This is a genomic window from Williamsia soli, from assembly GCF_017377795.1.
GTDB classification, from domain to species: domain Bacteria; phylum Actinomycetota; class Actinomycetes; order Mycobacteriales; family Mycobacteriaceae; genus Williamsia; species Williamsia soli.
On sequence record NZ_JAFRDR010000001.1, the window covers coordinates 423814 to 444871 of the forward strand.

1 protein-coding gene is annotated in these 21058 nt (G+C 66.0%); it reads left to right on the plus strand.

The window, feature by feature from the left end:
* Positions 1-28: 28 nt before the first annotated feature.
* Complete coding sequence (locus tag J3S28_RS01950) at positions 29-21058, plus strand: non-ribosomal peptide synthetase (RefSeq protein ID WP_207836769.1); 21030 nt, start codon at positions 29-31, stop codon at positions 21056-21058.

Here is a 21058-nt window from a genome sequence, read left to right on the forward strand (position 1 = left end):
ATCCTGAGCGCAAAGGGTGTGATCGGCAATGGAACGTCGTCTGAGGTCGTCTGATGCCCTGAGGTCGGCTTCAGCCCTGAGGTTGTCTCACGCGCAGTGGGGTGTCTGGTTCGCGCAAGAACTCGCGCCGCAGTCACCGGTGTTCTCGATCGGGCAGATCGCCTGGTTGCCCATGGGGTCCGATGCGGAGCTGCTCTCCCGTGCGGTGGGGGTGGCGGTTCATGACGCCGAGGTGTTGTGGATGGTGTTCGACGTCGACGAGAGCGGCCCGCGGCAGTTCGTGCGACGTCCGGACAGCCCACCCGCCGTCGCCGTATCGATGTTCGACGGCACCGCCGATGCCCTTCGCGCCCAGGCGAGAGTGCGCGTGTCAGAGCCGGTCCCACTCGATGGTGATCAGCTCTTCAGCGCGACCGTGTGGCGGTTGACCGACGGGCAGCTCGCGTGGGAGTTCCGGGCGCACCACATCCTTCTCGACGCCTACGGCATCTCGTTGCTGACCCGTCGGGTGGCAGAGGTGTACACCGCGTTGGCGAGGGGTGCGGCGGTACCGGAATCCAAGTTCGGCACGGTCGCTGAGATGATCGCAGCCGAGGACGATTACGACAGCAGCGACGTCGCCGAACGCGACCGCGCCTATTGGCGCGCACTCGTCGAATCGTGGGGTCACGAGCGACGAGTGCAGGTTTCGGCGGCGCCTGAGCCGGCGATGCCGATCAGCGTCTCGGTGGAATTGGACCGAGACATCATCGATCGCGTCGACCAACTCGCCAAACCCCTCGGGGCGACCTGGGGCGACGTCATGATCGCCCTGTGGGGCTGGTTCAACGCGGTGAGAGACGGCGATACCGCGGCGACCATCGGTATCCCCGTCATGGCGCGCCGCGGAGTGGGACTGCTGACCCCCATGATGCAGGTGAACATACTGCCGCTCGACCTGCAGTTCGACCCTCATGACCGGGTCGGTGACGCGATCACGCGGGCGACTACCGCGATGAGGGACATCCGTCGTCACCAGCGGTTCCGTGGCGAGCGGCTCGTCGAGGTGGTCGACGGTGTCAAACCGGCACTGTCGCAGATCAATTTGCATGTCTTCGACTACAACGCTGACTTCGACGGCGCAGTGGCCGTCACCGAGGCGCTGGCCACCGGACCCGCAGAAGACCTGAACCTGTTCGTCTACAACGACCCGGTCAACGGGTTCGTGCTCGAGTTGAAGGCGAGCCCGGCCAGGTACGACGAGCCGGCGTTGCGAGTGCACCTGCGCCGGATCGAGAGTGCAGTCCGCGAGTTGTCCTCGCTGACAGGTGATGATCCGCTCCGCGCGCTCTCACCGGCCGATCACACCGACCTCGTATCGCTCGCCGAGTGGGCGTCGCAGCCGGCTGCGGTCCGCCAGACTTCTGTGATCAGCGGGACGACCCGGCCCGCCACGACGATCGACGCTCGCCTGCAGGCGGCCGCGCAAAAACATTCGACACGGGTCGCAGTCATCGCCGGAGACGACATCCGACTCACCTACGCCGACTTCGATACTCTGGTGAATCAGGTTGCGCGGTACCTGATCTCGATCGGCATCCGCACCGGCGACCGCGTCGCGGTGATGGCCGGGCGCGACGAATGGTTGCCCGTCATGTTGGCGGCCGTCATGCGAGCCGGCGCCGTGTACGTCCCGATCGATCCGGACAATCCGGTCGATCGAATTCGCTATCTACTCGGTGATGCCGCGCCGGGCGTCGTCCTGACGAATACCGGAACAGCGACAGAAATCGATGCGGTTCTCGCCGATGCAGGTACCCCGATCGTCGATCTCAGCGATTCGAAGACGCGCCGAAGGGTTGCCGAGCTGTCGCCTGCGCCGGTCAAGGATGTCGACCGGTCCCGTCGCCTGATGGCAGAGGACGCTGCGTATCTGATCTACACCTCGGGCACCACCGGAGCGCCGAAGGGTGTGGTGGTCAGCCATGCCAATGTCATCGCTCTCTTCGACGCCACGCAGCACTTCGACTTCTCCGCCGACGATGTGTGGATCCTCCTGCATTCCTACGCATTCGACTTCTCCGTCTGGGAACAATGGGCGCCTTTGACAACCGGTGCGACCCTCGTTGTCGTCGACCAGGAGGTCCTGCGCGACCCGATCCTGATCGGTGACGCGATCCGTCGACATCGCGTGACCGTGCTGAATCAGACGCCGTCGGCGTTCTATGCGTTGATCGACGTCGAAGACGATCGCCCGGACACGGCGGACCTTGCCTTGCGGACAGTGATATTCGGCGGTGAAGCACTGAATGCGGCGAGACTCTCGTCCTGGCAGCAGCGACATCGCGGTGGGCCGACCCTGATCAACATGTACGGCATCACCGAGACCACCGTGCACGTGTCCGAAACGGTGGTGACCGGCGAATCGGCGACCGGCAGTGCGTCGATCATCGGACGGCCGCTGCCCGGTTTGCGCGCCGACGTGTTCACCCCGCATCTGCAGTGCGCACCCGTGGGTGTGGTGGGTGAACTCTACGTCGCGGGACCGCAGGTGACCCACGGCTACCGCGGTCGTGCGGCGTTGACGGCGACCCGTTTCGTCGCGAACCCGAATGGGTCGGGCGACCGGATGTACCGCACCGGCGACCTGGCGAGGTGGAATACGACCGGAGAGCTCGAGTATATCGGCCGGATCGATGATCAGGTCGAGATCCGTGGCTTCCGAATCGAACCCGGCGAGGTCGCCGCGGCCGTCCAGTCACATCCGGCGGTGACGGCCGCAGCCGTCGTCCCGATCCGACAACCCGATTCAGGACATCTGCTCGCTGCGTACTACTGCACGCAGGCCGGCACCGACGTCGAAGGCGGGCCACTCGAGGACGCGTTGCGCGAGTGGGCGGCGGCAGCCCTACCCGCCTACATGGTGCCGTCGGTGTTCGTCAGGGTCGACGCGTTACCGATGACGAAAAACGGCAAGCTGGACCGACGCGCATTGCCGACCATCGACCTCGCTGAGCACGCTGGACGCGGTCGAGAGCTGCTGAGCGAGGACGAGTATGCGATCGCGTCGGTGTTCCGAGACGTTCTCGGACTGGTGCCCAACGCACCGATATCCGCCGATGACGACTTCTTCAAGCTCGGCGGCGACAGCATCGTGTCGATTCAGGCGGTGTCTCATGCCCGGCGCATCGGGCTGGTGACCACCGCCAAGCAGGTGTTCGAACACCGCACGGTCGCTCGGATCGCGGCGTCGGCCGTACCCGTCGCCCGCGTGCCAGATGTGTTCGGACGAGACTCGGCCGATGATCAGGGGGTCGGGGCGGGCGCCCCGCTCATCCCGATAGCGCACCGGCTGCACGGAACGGCCGGATTCGACTCGTTCGCCCAGACTTTCGTCTTCGCAGGCCCGGCAGCGGTCACGGCGACGCAACTTCGCGGCGCGTTCGAGAGGTTGGTCGACAGGCACCCCGCGCTGCGAGCGCGGGTCGGTGAGCGTGGCGGCGAACTTCAGCTCGAGATCGACTCGGCCGCGCACTCGGTCGCAGAGCAACTCGATCATCACGAGCTCGACGACGCCGCCACGTCCCACTGGGGCTCGCAGCGATGGCAACAGCAGCTCGACGCGATCACTGCGACGCTGGCACATTCACTGAATCCCTCGAAGGGCACGATGTGGCGCGCGACGTGGGCCACTGCCGAAGGCGAGGCGACGGGCCGTCTGGTGGTGGTGATCCACCACCTGGTCGTCGACGGGGTGTCCTGGCGCATCCTGGGAGACGATCTCGCCGCGGCGGTACTCGAGGGAGGCCACGGCTACGCGGCCCTCTCGGCGCCGGGTACAGGGCTGCTGGCGTGGTCGCGGGCACTGACCGCGGTCGCCGATACTGCTGCGCTCGAAGGGCAACGGCCGCTGTGGCTGTCGATGACGAACCCGTCGGAGCGGCCGCTGGGCGCCCGACACCTCGATCCGCGCCGCGACACCTACGAGCAGGTGCGGCGTGTGACGGTGAGCGCCTGCGGCGAGACCTCAGCGGCGTTGTTGGCCGAGATACCGCAGATCGTCTCGGGCACCGTCAACGACGTTCTGCTGGGTGCTTTGTCGGCGGCCCTCGGGATCTGGTCGAGCACCCGCGACGCAGGAATCGATCACGGGATCGTGCTGGGATTGGAGGGGCACGGCCGCGAAGAGAGTGTGGTCGAGGGCAGCGAACTCTCGACGACCGTCGGATGGTTCACCTCGTGGTACCCGGTGCGTCTGCCCGTGTCGACCGGGGACGCCGACGATCTGACGATGGCGTCCCCCCAGCGGTTGGTGGCCGCGGTGCTGGCGGTGAAGGAGACCCTGGCGGCCATCCCGGACAAGGGAATCGGCTACGGGATCCTCCGTCACCTCACGCAGGCCCCCGATGACTTGCTGCGGACGCTCGATCACCCGCAGGTGTCGTTCAACTATCTCGGGCAGTTCACGGTCGTCGATGACGACGTCGCGCCGTGGCGACCCGCTCCAGAAACCGGCGGGATCGCGCTGCATGTGGCTGATGAGGCCCCCGCGCCGGCAATCGTCGACATCACCGCGCGGTCGATTGTCTCGGACACCGGCGTCCGGCTGGTCGCGGATTTTGCCTACGTGCACACCGTCATCGATGAGGACGCGGTACAGGAACTCGCCGAGTTGTGGGTCCAGGTGCTGTCCACACTGGCCGAGTATGCCAGGGGGCCCCGGGCGGTCCTCTCACACTCGCCGAGCGACTTTCCGCTCGTGAACATCTCGTCGGCCTCCATCCGGGACTGGGAAGATGAGTTCGGAGAACTGGCCGACGTCCACCCCTTGACCCCGGCACAGCGCGGCGTGTTGTTCCATTCGCAACTGAGTATGGGACATCCAGGTGTGGACCTGTATGTCGCGCAGCACATCCGGGATGTCGTAGGCCCGCTTTCGCAGGACCGGTTGCAAAACGCGTGGTTGGCGGTGTCGGCAAAGCACCCGCAGTTGCGCGTGGCTGTACGGGCCGGCAACGACGGGACGCCGGTGGCGGTCGTGCCGAAAATCATGCACGAACCGGTGACCGTTCTCGATCTGCGTGCGAGTGACCACCCGGATCGCGACCTGGAACGGTTCGCCGACGAGGACCGCGCCCGGGGATTCGACCTCCAACCAGGCGAGGGTGGTGTCCGCGAGAGGGCCGCGCTGGTCCGTCTGGCCGTCGCGCTCGTGGATGACTCGACCAGCGTCCTCGTCCTCACCTCGCATCATGCGGTGCTGGACGGCTGGTCGACCCCGTTGCTCGTGCAGGAATTGCTCCGTGCTTACCAGGATCCGGAATCGGTGGCCTCGCGCGTCGATGACACGTTCCACCGATTCGTGCGCCGGTTGGCCGCCGCGGATGACGAACAGGCGGCGCAGACCTGGCGTGCCGCACTCGCCGCTGTCGACGAACCCACTCTGATCGCCGGGGGTTGGCAGCCGGATGGTCGCGGCTTTCCCGATACCACCGTCGCTGCCCTCACTGCAGAGGAGACGGCAGCGCTGACGGAACTCGCGGGGCGTCGGGGCGTGACCCTCAACACGGTGATCCAAGCGGCGTGGGCGGTGACCTTGCACGCCCACACAGGTTCGAGCACAACGGTCTTCGGGTCCGTGGTGTCGGGCCGTTCGGAGGACGTGGACGGCATCGAGACGGCGATCGGAATGTTCGTCAACACCATCCCCACTGTGGTGTCGCTGACGCCGGACATGACGATCGGGTCCGTGCTCTCCTCGACACACCGGTTCAACGTGTCGGTTTTGGACTGCCATCACACCTCGCTCACCGAGATGCACCGGCTGAGCGGACAATCGGTCCTGTTCGACACCCTTGTGGTGATGGAGAACTACGTCACCGACGATGCCGTCCTCGCCGAACTCGAACGGGCGAGCGGACTCTCTGTCGGACTCAGGCAATGGCGTGACTCGACGAACTATCCGCTCACGCTGCGGATTCTCCCTGCCGCAGAATTGTCGCTGGAACTGTCACACTATTCGGACGGGCTCGGTGCCGCAGCGGTCGAGCGAGTCCTCACCACCTTGGTCCGCACGCTCCGGGCGTTCGGCTCGGGTGTCGACGAGGTGGTGTCGCGCCTCGACCTGGTCGACGACGCGGACGCTGCACTGCTGCAGCGGATGTCGCAAGGGCCGATGATGCAGTTGCCGGACCTCACTGTCGACGCACTGTTGTCGGCAGCGGCGCACGAGCACGGTGACCGGCCCGCGGTGACTTTCCGGGACGTGGAACTGACGTACGCCCAGTTCGACAGCAGGGCGAACCGCCTGGCACGGCTTCTGATCGCGGCCGGAGTACGCGTCGGCGATCGGGTCGTGTCGGTCGCGGACCGAGACGATTGGCTGCCGATCTCGACGGCGGCCATCATCAGGTCCGGTGGTGTCTACGTCCCGGTGGATCCGGAGTTGCCCGCCCAGCGGCGGGATCAGATGATCGTCGATTGTGCCCCCGCGGTGATCCTGATCAACTCCGACGGGCAGACCCTTCGCGATCTACCAGAAGTCCACGACGGCGTCAGACTGATAGACCTGCGAGCGCCGTCGATCCATGATGAGATGGCCGCTGCTTCCGATGCGCGCGTCACGGACGCCGAACGAAGCAGACGACTGCTCACCGAGGACTCGGTCTACCTGATCTACACCTCGGGTACGACTGGCGTGCCCAAGGGTGTCGAGGTGAACCATCGGGCCCTGGTCAACAGGTTGTCTTGGGCCGCAGCACGATCGGATGTCCCGCACCCCGTTGGCGTCGCCAAGTCGGGCGTCGGGTTCATCGACGCGCTGACCGAGATGCTGCAGGTGATCACCGTCGGTGGTCGACTGGTCATAGCCGATCGCGACGCGGCGAAGGACCCCGCCCTGCTGTCGCAGTTGTGCGACGCGTTCGGGGTGAGCGACGCGGTCATGGTTCCGTCGCTGGCCCGCACCCTCGCTTCGGCCGGCATGACCCTCGGCGGCCTGCGCCGACTGACCTGTTCGGGCGAGCAACTCGATCCCGCGGCTCTGGATCAGCTCAGGTCGGCGTTCCCGCACGCCGCGGTGTCGAACTATTACGGATCGACCGAGGTCACCGGTGACGTGACCACTCACGCCGTCACGTCGGCGGATGCGGGACCCATCCCTATCGGTACTCCTGTCCCCAACAGCGGTGTGGTGGTCCTGGACTCGTGGCTGCGTCCCGTGCCACTGGGTGTCGTGGGTGAGTTGTACGCATCGGGTGTGCAGCTGGCACTGGGTTACCACGCCGGGTTCGCGCTGACCGCGTCCCGCTTCGTCGCGGATCCGGCAGGGACGGGGAACCGTCTCTACCGCACTGGAGATCTCGCGCGGTGGAACGCAGAAGGCCTCGTGGAGTATGTGGGTCGCGCGGACGATCAGGTGAAGATCCGTGGCCAGCGAGTGGAACCAGCCGAGGTCGCTGCCGTTCTCGGAACCCACCCAGAGGTGGGGGAGGCCGCGGTGGTCGCTGCGGCGGCGCCGGATTCGGCCATCATGTTGGTCGCCTACTACACGGTCGCCGACGACGCACAGCCGTCGGCGGTGGAGGGACAGGACCGTACCGGAGCACGGCTCGACCATCGGCTGCGTGACTGGGCCGGTGCCCGGTGTGCGGCGCACATGGTGCCGACGGTATTCGTCAGACTCGACGCGTTGCCGGTGACCGTGAACGGCAAACTGGATCGACAAGCGCTGCCGCCGGTCGATCTCGGTGCGCTCACCGGTGAGGGCCGAGCATTGGCGACCGGAACCGAGCGCGTCGTCGGGGAGCTCGTGGTCGAGGTACTCGGGCTCGGTGACACCGATTTGTCGGCTGACGACGATTTTTTCGCGCTCGGTGGGCATTCCCTGGTCGCGACGCGATTGGTGGCATTGCTCAACGAGCGGTGCGCGTGTGCGCTGACGTTGCGATCGGTCTTCGATCATCGAACGGTCGCCGCGCTGGCCGCTGCCGTCGACGCAGCGGTCGCCAACTCGGGGTCACGACAACTTCCACTGCCCGGCGACGTCTCGCGACCCGAGCAGATCCCGGCTTCGTCCGGGCAGCAGGCGCTCTGGGCGATCGAGGCGCTTTCCGACACGGACGCCCGGTACGTGGTGCCGGTGAAGTGGCGAGTTTCCGGCCGGTTCGACCCGTCGGCATGGGAACGGGCGATCGAGCTGGTGGTCCGCCGCCACGAGGCCCTGCGAACGAGACTGGTGGAGGCCGGCGCAGATGGTCTCGTGCAAGTCGTGGAGCCGGCCGAATCGGTGGGACGATGGCTCACCACCGAGCGCCTCGACCTCGACGGCAACACCGACAGCACCTGGGATGCGATCGAGGACTGGGCGCAGAGCCCGATCTCGCTTCGATCCGATATGCCGATCCGCTCGCTGATCGCAACAACCGCTGATCGAACCCATATCATCGCGGTGGCGATACACCACGCGTTCGTGGACGAATGGTCGATGTCGACGATCGCGAGCGAACTCTGGGCGGCGTACGAAGCGTATGTCGAGGGACGACAACCGTCCCTTCCGGAGATCCCGGTGCAGTATGCGGATTTCGCGGTATGGCAACACGAGCTGTCCGAGATCGGTGCGCTGAACAGCGATGCCGAGTACTGGGCCGAGGCGCTTGCCGGCGCCCCGGAGCTCTCGACCCTGCCCCCGGATCGATCGCGGCCGGCCACACCGACCTACGAGGGCGGCCATCGCGAAATCGTGGTCGACGAGTCGACAACCGCTGCACTGCAGAAGATTTCCAGCGACACCGACGCCTCGTTGTTCGTGATCGTGCACGCGGCCGTGGCGCTGACTTTGCACCGCATGGGAGCCGGCTCGGATCTGTTGCTCAGCTCGCCCACCGCGGGCCGAGCAAGTGCCGCAGTGCTGTCGACGGTCGGCTACTTCATCAACACGGTGGCGTTCCGCCATCGCCTCGACCCGACCCTGACACCGGGTGAGTTCGTGCAGGCAACGCGGGAGATGGTGCTGGAGGCACTCGATCACCAGGCGGTCCCGTTCGACGAGGCGGTCGCGGCGTCGAAGGTCGCTCGCGTGGCCGGCGCGAATCCGCTCTGTCAGGTGTTGCTCAATGTCATCACCGAGGACGAGCAGATCCGCGATGAGATCCGGGTGCCCGCAGGGCTCTCGCATCTCGAGAAGATCGGCGGCACCCTGAGGACTGTCAAGGCAGATCTGGAGATCGAGTTCCGGGTCGTCGGTGGTCGTCTCACCGGTGATGTGTCCTATGCGGCGCAGTTGTACGAGCCCGCGACCATCGACCGGCTTGTCGACGTGTTCACCGCCGCACTCGAGGTGATCGCGCACGATCGGGATCGGACACTGGGCGCGATCGAGTTCGGCGGATACGACGAGCACATCTTGACCGAGGCCCGGATCCCCGGTGCGCCTGTCCATCCCGAGCGGACCGTGGACGCGATGGTCCAGTCGGCCGTACGTGAGCGGCCGGCCGCGCGGGCGGTGGTCTTCGGCGATCGTACGTACACGGCTGGTGAATTCGACGCGCAGGTCAATGCGCTGGCCCGTCATCTGATCTTCTCCGGTGTACGGGTCGGTGACCGGGTCGCGGTGCTCATGCGCCGGCGACCCGAGCTGCCGATCGCGGTGGCCGCGGTGGTACGGGCAGGTGCGGCGTTCGTCCTGATCGATCCGGTGCATCCACAGGAGCGGATCCGCTACCTCATCGAAGACAGCGCGCCGTCAGCGATTCTCACCGCGGACCCCGCGGAAGACGTTCCGGTGCACGGCGACGAGGCCGTGATCGACCTGGTGGATCCGGGTGTGATCGCGACACTGAACGCGACGGACTCGGCCACTGTCGACGACAGCGAACGCTCCCGGGTCCTCCATCCTGACGACTCGGTATACGTCGTGTACACGTCGGGGACGACAGGGCGTCCCAAGGGCGTGGACATATCTCACCGCGCTTTCGGCGAGTTGCTCCGCCGCCGCCAGGAGCTGTGCGAGCTCACTCCGGGCGATCGCGTGATGGCCAGGACAGCAATCGGATTCGACCCTGCCGCGGCGGAGTTGTTCTGGCCCCTGGTCTTCGGGGGCGTGGCGCACTACCTCGACGACGACGAGTTCGCGGATCCGGCCAGGATAGTGGATCTGCTGAACCGCAACGAGTTCGTCTGGATCGACTTCACCCCCTCGCTCATGGAGGAGATGTTGCGGCACAAGGAGCTGACCCGGCTCTGTCCGCGGGTTCTGTCCCTTGGCGGCGAAACGGTTCCGTTGGCGCTGGCCCGAGAGCTCCACGAGCGATTCGGCATCCGCGCCTGGAACATCTACGGGCCCGCGGAGGCGACCATCGAGATCGTGGCAGGCCGGTTCGACCCCGCGGCCGAGTACCCCGGCGGCCGACTGCCGATCGGCCGGCCGCTGACCAACACGAACGCAGTGGTCCTGGATTCGTGGTTGCGGAGGGTGCCCCCCGGCACGATCGGCGAGTTGTACGTGTCGGGCGTCCAGTTGGCGCGCGGCTACCATCGTCGGCCAGGCCAGAGCGCCGCGAGCTTCGTCGCCGATCCGTGGAACACCGGAGGCCGGCTATACCGGACCGGTGATCTGGCCCGCTGGAATGCCGAAGGATCACTGGAGTACCTGGGACGCGTCGACGATCAGGTGAAGATTCGTGGACAGCGCGTCGAACCGGGCGAGGTCGCCGCGGTGGTCGCCGACCACGAGTGGGTGGGCTCGGCGGCGGTCGTGGCGGTCGATCGCGCGGTGTCGGGTATGACGCTGGTGGGGTATGCGACGGCGCGCGGTGCGGGCGCGGGCGTACCGGAGGTGGTTTTCGCGGAGCGGGTGCGGGACTGGGTCGCGGAGAAGGTCCCAGCGCACATGGTGCCCTCGGCGATCGCGCGACTCGATGTGTTGCCCGTGACGGCCAACGGAAAGGTCGACCGTAACGCTCTACCCGCGGTAGAGCCCGGTGTCGACACCGGGCGGGGCGGAGAGTTGACCACCGACACCGAACGTGTGGTCGCCGACGTCGTCGCCGCTGTGCTCGGGGTGGGTGACGGGACCCAGATGTCGGCAGGCAGCGACTTCTTCGCGCTCGGAGGTCATTCGCTGCTGGCGACGAGGTTGATCGCCACGCTCAACGAGCGGTGTGGATCAGCATTGACGATGCGGGCGGTGTTCGAGCATCCGACCGTCTCGGCGCTCAGCGCAGCAGTGGACGAGGCCGTCGCGGACACACGGTCGACGCCGAGCCCTCAGCTGCTCGATGCCCTGGATCGCCCGGAACACATCCCTGCGTCCTACGGGCAGCAGGCGCTGTGGGCCATCGGTCAGGCAACAGGACCCAGCAGTCAGTACGTCATCGGTGACGCCCTCCGGGTCGACGACCAGATCGATGCCGACACACTGCGCGCGGCGGTCGTGTCCGTGGTGCGGCGTCATGAAGCCCTGCGTACGCACTTCGCTTGGCAAGCGGACGATCTGCTGCAGATCATCCGCGATCCCGATGAGGCACAGTCAGTTCCGTACGACATCACCGAGGTCGCCGACGACGACGTGGCTCCGGTGGCAGGCCGGCTGCTCGGCCGACCACGGGACGGTTCGGAGGCGTGGCCGGTCGGGTTCGTGCATCTGCGCAGTCCCCGCGGCCAGTGGCTACTCGTGTCGGGGCATCACATCGTGTTCGACGAGACCTCGTTCGATGTCTTCCTGTCCGACCTCGACCTCACACTGCGCGCCGAGCGCGGTGACCGCGATGCTCGTGGTCGTCTCGCAGTGGGCGAGCGCGCACTTCGGCAGTTCGCCGATTGGGCTGTACGTGAACGCGCCGTGCTCGACGCTGCGCCGGGCGGTCGAGAAGCGCTGCTGGAGAAAGTCACCACGCGACTCGCGGAATATGTCGTCTATCCCTATCTGCCGTACGACCACCACGGGACGGGGCGTCCGGCGGCCTCCGAGTCGGCCGAAGCGGAATGTCTTCTTCCTCGATCGGTCGTCGATCAGTTGCAGCAGTTCGCTGCGCACAGCCGCACCACGCCTCTGATGCTCCTGAATGCGGCGCTGTCTGCCGCGTTGAGTTCGGCCGGGGCACCGGCACGGTCTGTGTACGGCACGCCGGCGACCCTGCGGGAAGGCCCCGACGAGCGGCAGTCCATCGGGTACCACCTCAACACCGTGCCGGTTCCGGTGTCGACCGAACCCGCGCTGAGCTTCGGCGAGAACGTGTCGGAAGCCCGCAGACTGATGCTCGAGTCGCTCGACACCCGGGACATGCCTTTCGAGTTCGTGGCCTCGTCACCGACGTTGCGGGTGAGTGCCGACAGTACATCGCCGGTCTTCCAGGTACTCACCGCATTTCGTGGCGCTGCACCGGAGGAGACCCATCGTCACCTGACCCGGGCCGTCGACGTCCTGGACGCCGGCCGCTCGGCGTCGGTCGCGAAGTTCGACCTCACGGTCGCAATCATCGCCGTGGGCGGGGCCTGGAGACTGTGGTTCAGTTATGCCTCGGCGCTGTTCGACGCCGCGACCATCGAACGCACGATGGAGGCCACCGCCTACCTCCTGGCCGCGGGAAGTCAGTCGCCGGAAAGCTCGGTGCGGCATCTGTACGACGAGTACCTGGCATCGGCGAAGTTCCGACGCCGCGGGTCACGGGGACCAGACCGCGCATTGTCGAACACCGATGTGGGATCGCTCTTCGGTCGGCAGATAGGTCTGCCCGCAGACAGATTCAGCATCAGTGAGGTCCGCGCCGCGACGCTGGCCGTCCTCGGTTGGAACCTCGCCGGGTCCGGCGAACTCGACCTGCCCTTTGAGGTGCTGCGCACCGAGGACGCGCCGATCTCGCGGCCGGCGGCGGCCGGACCTTCGGTCACGTGTCGTACCTCCGACGGCATCAATGCCGTTGACCTGCAGATCCGAGTCCCCGATGACGGCCGATATGATCTCGAATCCGTCGACGTGATCGCGAGTCTCGTGCGGGCGATCCTCGACACACCGGACAAGGCCACGCTGCAGATCGACCTCCCGTCCCCCGGGCTGGTAGCGCAAGAGCGCGATGCCGCAGGCAGACGTGTCGAGGACCTCACCGATCTGTGGCTGAACTACGCGGATACCGCTGACAGCGTGGATCCTGCGGTACCGCTGGTCGATTCAGAGCCCCGGTGGCGGGTGGGCGGGACCGTCGTGCACGCTGATCCCGCAGAGCACTCGGTCCGCATCACAGCGGTGTCGGCGACGGTCGGTGCGCTGGCATCGGCAGGCATTCTCGCGCCGGATGATCTCGTTGCCGAAGGCGTCATCGTCGATGTCGACGAACCATCGCGTGACGGCCTGCGCAGCTTTGTCGTCGGGCGTTCGCGGCGGACTTTCCCGGTTCTTGTCACGTGGCGTTCGGAAGCAGGCGACCTCGACGACGACAGCCGCGACGCCCTGTCGATGTCCGGCGACGAAGCCGAAGGCTTCCTGATTCTGCGCGACCACAGCCCGTCGACCATCGGCGTCTTCGACGAACTGCCCGATGCGCAGGTCGCGGTGCGTATCCACCACTCCGACAGCCACACCGCGCCCACCCCTGACCCGGCCGAAGACCACTGCATGATCGTCGACGTCATCGTGGCCCGGACGCAGGAGTCGCCTGTCCCGGTGACGGTCAGGGTGTCGACCGCGCTGGTGGTCGATGCACAGGACCTGGCCGAACGGATTGCTCGCGACATCAGTGCGACGGGAATCTCCGTGGGTGACCCGGCGGTGCTCGATCCCCGCGCAGCAGGTGTCCTGTCGGAGAAGGGTTCAGCTGACGAACTGGTTGCGGTGGAACCTCAGGTCGCCGATGAGTTGTCTGCGACGTTCGGGGCGATTGCAGAGATCCTGCCGGTCAGCCCGCTGCAGGAGGGTCTGCTCTTCCACCTGCTGTCCGCGTCTGCCGCAGAGTCGACGGACGTCTACTCCTCACAGTTCGTCATCGATTTCACCGGCCCCGTGGACCCCGCCAGGTTCCATGCTGCGACCACGGCGCTGCTGTACCGCTATCCCAACCTGCGGGCCGGTTTCCATCTCGACGGTGATTCGACGTTCCAGGTCATCGCGAGCCGGGTCGTGGCGCCGTGGACGTACTATCGCGCCGACGAGACGACCAGAGCCGGCCGCACGGCGATCTTGCGCGATGAACGTCGGCGGCCCTTCGCGGCCGACGCCCCGCCGCTGATGCGGTTCGCGTTGCTGCAGCACGATCCCGAGCGCTGGACCCTGTCCGTGGTGTTCGAGCACCTGTTGATGGACGGCTGGTCCAGCGGACTGATGGTGCAGGCACTGTTCGCGCTGTACGACGAGATCGACGTCGCGGCCGATGCCGTCCCCGAGCACACGGCCGCCGCCGAACCGGCGTTCCGGGATTACCTGCAATGGCTGGCTTCCCGCGACATCGCGCAGGGGTACTCGGTGTGGACACGTGAACTGGCGGGCATCGAGTCGCCGACCCTGATTCGTCCGGGGGTGACCGAACCGGCCCGGGCAGTCCACGCCCGGGACCACGACATCGACATCGACGACACGCTCGCGGCCGCGCTGCGGACGATCGCCACCGAAGCCGGCGTCACGCTGGCCTCGGTGCTCTACACGGCCTGGGGCGTGCTCCTCAGCAAACTGGTCGGCTCCGACGATGTCGTGTTCGGCACGGTGGCCTCCGGCCGGAGCCCGGACCTGGAGGACTCCGACCAGATCGTCGGATTGTTGTTCAACACGGTTCCCGTCCGCACGACGGTGCAGCCGGGGGTATCGGTTCGCGAGCACCTGCGCGCACAGCAGCGTAGCCAACTCGAGACCATCGATCACCCGTATGTGCAACTGTCGCAACTACACAGCGCGCTCGGGGTGGATCAGCTGTTCGACACGCTCTTCGTGCTGCAGAACCACCAATGGACCGACACGGACTCGAGGCGAATCGGCCCCGACGGAGCCATCGCGGTCGATGATGTCGCACTGGTGGATTCGACGCACTACCCGGTGTCGGTGGCATGCCATCCCGGAGACACGATCCACCTCCGATGCGCCTATCGCAGCGACCTCATCTCGCCCGACGAGGTCGCCTCCCTCATGGCGAGATTCGTATCCGTCCTGCAGGGTTTCGTCGCCGATCCCGGTGTCCCGATGGCCCGGATATCGGTACTGTCCGACGCCGAGGCAACGGCCGGGGTGACGGCGGAACTGGTCACGAGGCCGATTCCTCAGGAGACGATCGCTTCGTTGCTGGCCAAGCAGGTCGCAACCCATCCTCAGCGAATCGCGCTGGTGTCCGGCGACGTTCGCCTCACGTTCAGCGAGATGTCGACGCAGGTCCGCACGATGGCCGCCGAACTCATCCGACGCGGCATCGGTCCGGAGGATCGGGTTGCCTTGTTCCTGCGCCGCGACCACCGGATGGCGATCGCGATGTTTGCCGTGTTCGAGATAGGGGCGGCCTATGTGCCCATCGACACCGAATTGCCATCGGCACGTGTGGAATACATCTTGGCCGACTCTGAGTCGTCCATCGTGTGCACGTCCGTCGACCTGCTGCAATCGCTGCCGGACCCTGCGCCTGCGGTACTGCGGGTCGATGACGAGATCACCCCGATCGACACCGGTGACGCGGTCCGGCCGGTGGATCCCGACTCGCTGGCGTACATCATCTACACCTCCGGCTCGACGGGGGAGCCGAAAGGCGTTGCGGTTCCTTACCGTGGTCTGATCAACATGTTCTTCAACCACGTCGAGCGGATTTTTCGGCCTGCGACCGAGGGACGCGGCGGAGAACCGATGAAGATCGCGCACACCACGTCGTTCTCGTTCGACGCGTCATGGGAGCAGTTGTTCTGGTTGCTCGACGGGCACGCCGTGTACGTCATCGACGAGAGCATGAGAAAAGATCCGGCGGCGTTGCTCGCCTATTACGCGGAGAACCGGATCGATGGGTTCGACGTGACCCCTTCATACGGTGAGCTGCTGGTGGAATCAGGGCTGTTCACGCCGCGCCCCGAATCCGAGCACGGTGGTATCTCCTTGTTCTCGCTCGGCGGCGAGGCCGTGCCCGAGGCGTTGTGGAGGACGTTGCGGGAACGCGAGGGGATGTGGTCGTACAACCTCTACGGCCCTACGGAATACACGATCAATGCACTCGGTGCCAATCTCGCCGAGAGTGAACGCCCGAACGTCGGCCAGCCCATCTTCAACACCATGGCGATGCTTCTCGATCGGTCGATGACGCCGGTCCTGCCCGGCGTCGCCGGTGAGCTGTATCTCAGCGGGGTGGGCATCGGACGCGGATATCAGGGACGGCCGGGGCAGACCGCTGCGGCATTCGTGGCTCATCCCTGGCAGGCGGGCGAGCGGATGTACCGCACCGGCGATCTGATGCGGCGCCTGCCCGACGGCTCCCTGGAGTATCTCGGCCGCTCCGATGATCAGGTGAAAATCCGCGGGTTCCGGATCGAACCCGCCGAGATCGCCAGCGTGCTCGTGGCCCGTGACGACGTGTCCCGGGCGACGGTGATCGTCCGCAAGGAATCGACCGGGAAAGCGTTGCACGCCTACGTGGTTCCGTCGGGTGATGGGGTGGCCCTCGAGGTCACCGACCTCCGCGACCATCTCGCGGCCCGGTTACCCGAGTACATGGTGCCCTCGGCGATCGGTGTGGTCGAAGACATTCCGTTGACCGTGAACGGCAAGGTGGACGTACGCCGACTACCCGAGATCGACGTGGCCGACCACGTCGTCATCGGGCCACGGACCGAGACGGAGCGCACCATCACCGATGCTGTCGCCGACACGCTCGGGTTGTCGCAGGTGTCAATCGATGCGGACTTCTTCGGTATGGGCGGGCATTCACTTCTCGCGATGCGCCTCGCGGGGCGATTGAGCAACACGCTCGGCCGCCAGGTCTCTGTGCGGGCGATCTTCGACCATCCGACGGTGATCGAGCTGGCAGGGGTCCTCGATCGCGACGTCCGGTCCGATGCTGCGACCGAGGAAGCGGGATTGCCGAGGGTTGGTGACATCGAGCGACCGGCCCAGATCCCGGCATCCCACGGACAGCAGTCCCTCTGGGTGATCGACGAACTCGCGGGCGCGAGTCCGACGTACACGGTGACCATCCTGTGGCACATATCGGGAGAGTTGGCCGTCGACGCCTGGACTCTGGCCTTGCACGATGTCGTCGCCCGTCACGAGCCGTTGCGCACCAGGCTGGCGGAGGCCGCCGACGGCGCCATCACACAGATCATCGCGCCACCCGAGTCGGTGGGCCGGTGGCTGCAGATCGACCGTATCGAGGCTCTCGGGCGCAGCGATTCCGACACGATCGCACTCATCGAGCGCTGGGGACGCAAGCCGATGTCGGTCGGCGCAGACTCGACTCTGCGTGGTGTGATCGTCGACCGCGGTGACCATCACCACGTCGTGGGGATGGCGCTGCATCACGCGTTCGTGGACGAGGGGTCGATCGGCTCGGTGTCCGGTGATCTGTGGGGCGCCTATGCCGAGCGCCGTCGCGGCCTGGCACCTTCGTTTGAACCACTGCGTGTGCAATTCGCTGATTACGCCGTCTGGCAGCGCTCGATGTTCGACAGCGGCAGGTTCTCGGAAAGCGCGCGCTACTGGACCGACCAGTTGTCGGAGGCACCCGAGTTGTCGACGCTCCCGCCGGACCGGACCCGTCCGCGACAGCAGAGTTTCCGGGGTGTCGACGTGGCGATCCCGTTGGATCGCAGCCTCATGACTCGCCTCCGAGCGGTCACGGGACAGCTCGACGTGTCGATGTTCATGGCCCTGCACGCGGCGATCGCGATGACGATGAACCGCCTCGGGGCCGGCGCCGACGTCGTTCTGGGATCGCCCGCGGGCGGACGTGAAGACGAGGCTGTGGCCGACACTGTCGGCTACCTGGTCAACACCCTGCCCATACGTCATCGCATGTTCCCGCAGGACACCTATCGAGCCGTCCTCACCCGCGCCCGGGACACGGTGCTGGAGGCCTTCGATCATCAGCGGGTGCCGTTCGATCAGATCGTCGCCGCCAGGAATGGTGCGCACGTCGCCGGAGCCAATCCGTTGGTCCAGGTTCTCGTGAGTTACGTTGCCCAGTCGGCCGATTCGAACGAACGGGACCTCCTCGCTCGCTCGGGCCTGGATCTGCTCGAGCCGCTGGGCGGCAGCCTCGGAGTGGTCAAGGCAGATCTCGACATCTTCTTCGTCGACGACGGTGAGGGCATGGACGCGAACCTGTCCTACGCCGTCGACCTCTACGAGGAATCGACGATCGGGCGGTTCATCGACACCTTCATCAACGTCCTGCATGGGATTGTCGACGAACTCGATGTCTCGCTCGCTGCTGCCGAACCACTCGGGCGGCGTCACATGAGCCACGTCGGGGCTGCCGCGGGCACGGGGGATGCCGAGGGTACGGGTGACGCCGAGGGCACTGGGGACGTGGTGTCCACAGTCGATGGGTTGCTGACATCGGCTGCCGCCGCGCACAGCCCACAAACGGCCGTGGTGCACGGCACCCTCGAGTGGTCGTTTGCCGAATTCGACAGCCGGGTCAACCAGGTTGCGCGACAACTACTCGCCGCGGGTGTTCGGGTCGGCGATCACGTGGCCGTGGTCGGACGTCGTGATGAATGGCTACCGGTGATGGTCGCCGCCGTGCTCCGCGCCGGCGGTGCTTATCTCCCGGTGGATCCGGACCAGCCAGAGGACCGGATCGCCTATGTGCTCGGCGATTCGTCGCCGGCCGTGATTCTGACGAACTCGGCCGGGTGGCGAGCACCGGTGGGTGTCGAGACGGCCGTGATGGGCGCAGTGACCACCATCGATGTACACGACAGCCGCATTGCCCAACAGTCTGATTCGCCCATCACAGACTCGCATCGCAGTCGTGAACTGCTCATCGATGATGCGGCGTATCTGATCTACACCTCGGGGACGACGGGCCGCCCCAAGGGTGTGGTGGTGTCGCATCGAGCGTTGGCGAATCGCTTGCTCTGGGGTCGTGGCACCTATCCGCTCGCGGGTGGGGTGCTCGCCAAGACGCCGATCGGATTCGACGTGTCGTTGCCCGAATTGCTGTCACCGTTGGTCGAGGGGTACCCGGTCGTGGTGCTCGCCGCGGGCGACCACCGTGATCCGTGGAAGATTGCAGAGACGCTCAGGCGTGGTGACGTCGAGCGGGTGAACTTCGTCCCGTCGATGGCCGACGTCCTGGTGGAGAATGTCGATGCGGCCACGGGGGCCCGGGTGCGCGAGGTGATGCTCGCCGGTGAGGCACTGCGCTGGAGTCTCGCAGAGTCGGTCGGGTCATCGCTGGGTGCGAAGGTCTTGAACATCTACGGACCGACAGAAGCCGGGGAAGTGATGTACTTCGACTGCGCGACTGATTCCGGTGTTGCGCGAGAAGGCTACGTCCCGATCGGTCGTCCGGTGTCGAATTCCACTGTGGCGGTGCTTGACTCGTGGTTGCGCCCAGTCCCGGCCGGAGTGGTCGGTGAGTTGTACCTGTCGGGCGCACAGGTGGCCCGGGGATATCACGACCGGTTCGGTCTGACCGCGTCCCGGTTCGTCGCCGATCCCACCCGATGCGGTGAAAGGCTCTATCGGACCGGCGATCTGGTCCGATCGAATGTCCACGGACAGGTGGAATACGTGGGGCGCGCCGACGACCAGGTGAAGATTCGCGGGCAGCGGGTGGAACCAGCTGAAGTCGCGGCAGTGCTCGACACACATCCGCGGGTCTCGGCGGCGGCCGTGATCGCCGTGGATCACCCGGTGGCAGGCAAGACGCTGGTCGCCTACGTCACCTCGTCCGAACCCGATCTGGACGCGGCGGCGTTCGTTGCTCAGTTGCGTGATTGGGCCGGGCTGAGGTTACCGGCCCACATGGTGCCGACTGCGTTCACCACGCTCGAGACGTTGCCGGTGACGGCGAACGGCAAGCTGGACCGAAAGTCCCTGCCTGCAGTGGATCTGGGCGGAGGTGGTGGCGGCGGCCGGCAGTTGTCGCCAGGCACCGAGCGAGCCGTCGGCGAACTCGTCGCGGCGGTTCTGGGCCTCGAGGATGTGGAGCTGTCTGCCGACGACGACTTCTTCGCGCTGGGTGGACACTCGTTCACCGCGGTGCGGTTGGCTTCTCGCATTGCGGCAGAGTTCGGCGTGGTGGTCGGGGTTCGGCACATTTTCGACAATCCCGTGCTGTCTGCGGTAGCGGACCTCGTCGACCGTTCCGCAGCCCACACCGACGCCGACCAACTCCGTGAGTCGGTGTTGCTGGAACTGTCGCCGGCGATGGAGACGGGCAATCGAGAGCACCTGTTCTGCGTGTACCCGGCGTCGGGCTCAGCGGTCATGTACGAGCGTGTGGTGACGCACGTACCGGAAGGAGTTGCTGTCCACGGCCTGCAGAATGTGGCGCTCTTCGATCCCGATATCGATATGGGTGACCTGGAATCCACGGCGCGTTGGTATTTCGAGATCGTCGACGATGCTGCCGCCGGCGAAGACATCCATCTGCTCGGATGGTCGTACGGCGCCCATCTGGCGTTTGCGCTCGCGAAACTCATCGAGAAGCACAGCGATTCCCGGGTGCTCACCCTCACGCTTCTCGATTCCGGGCCCACCCCGGAACCCGGCTTCTGGGACCGGATGTCGATTCAGGAGTCGATCATCGATTTCTGCTACGCATTCGACATCGCTGATTCGGAAGAAATTACTTCGATTGACGAACTTGTTGCCCACGCTGTTCACGTCGCTCCGTTGTGGCCGGGTGTCAGCGAATCCGATGTAAGGGGAATGCTGAAATCCGGAGCCACCGCCACCGAGCACCTTTCGAGGCCGACTCAGGGGCAGGTTCACGCGGATGCTTTGCTGTTACAGGCTTCCGAGCGCGGCAATCTCGACACATTCAACTGGCGCGAGCACATCGTCGGAAAGGTGGAATATTCTACGACCATCAAGGGGCACAGAGAGATGCTCGACGACGATGTTGTCGCGCAGTGGGGAGGCCGGTTGCGCCGGATCATCTCCGGTACCCGACAGTGA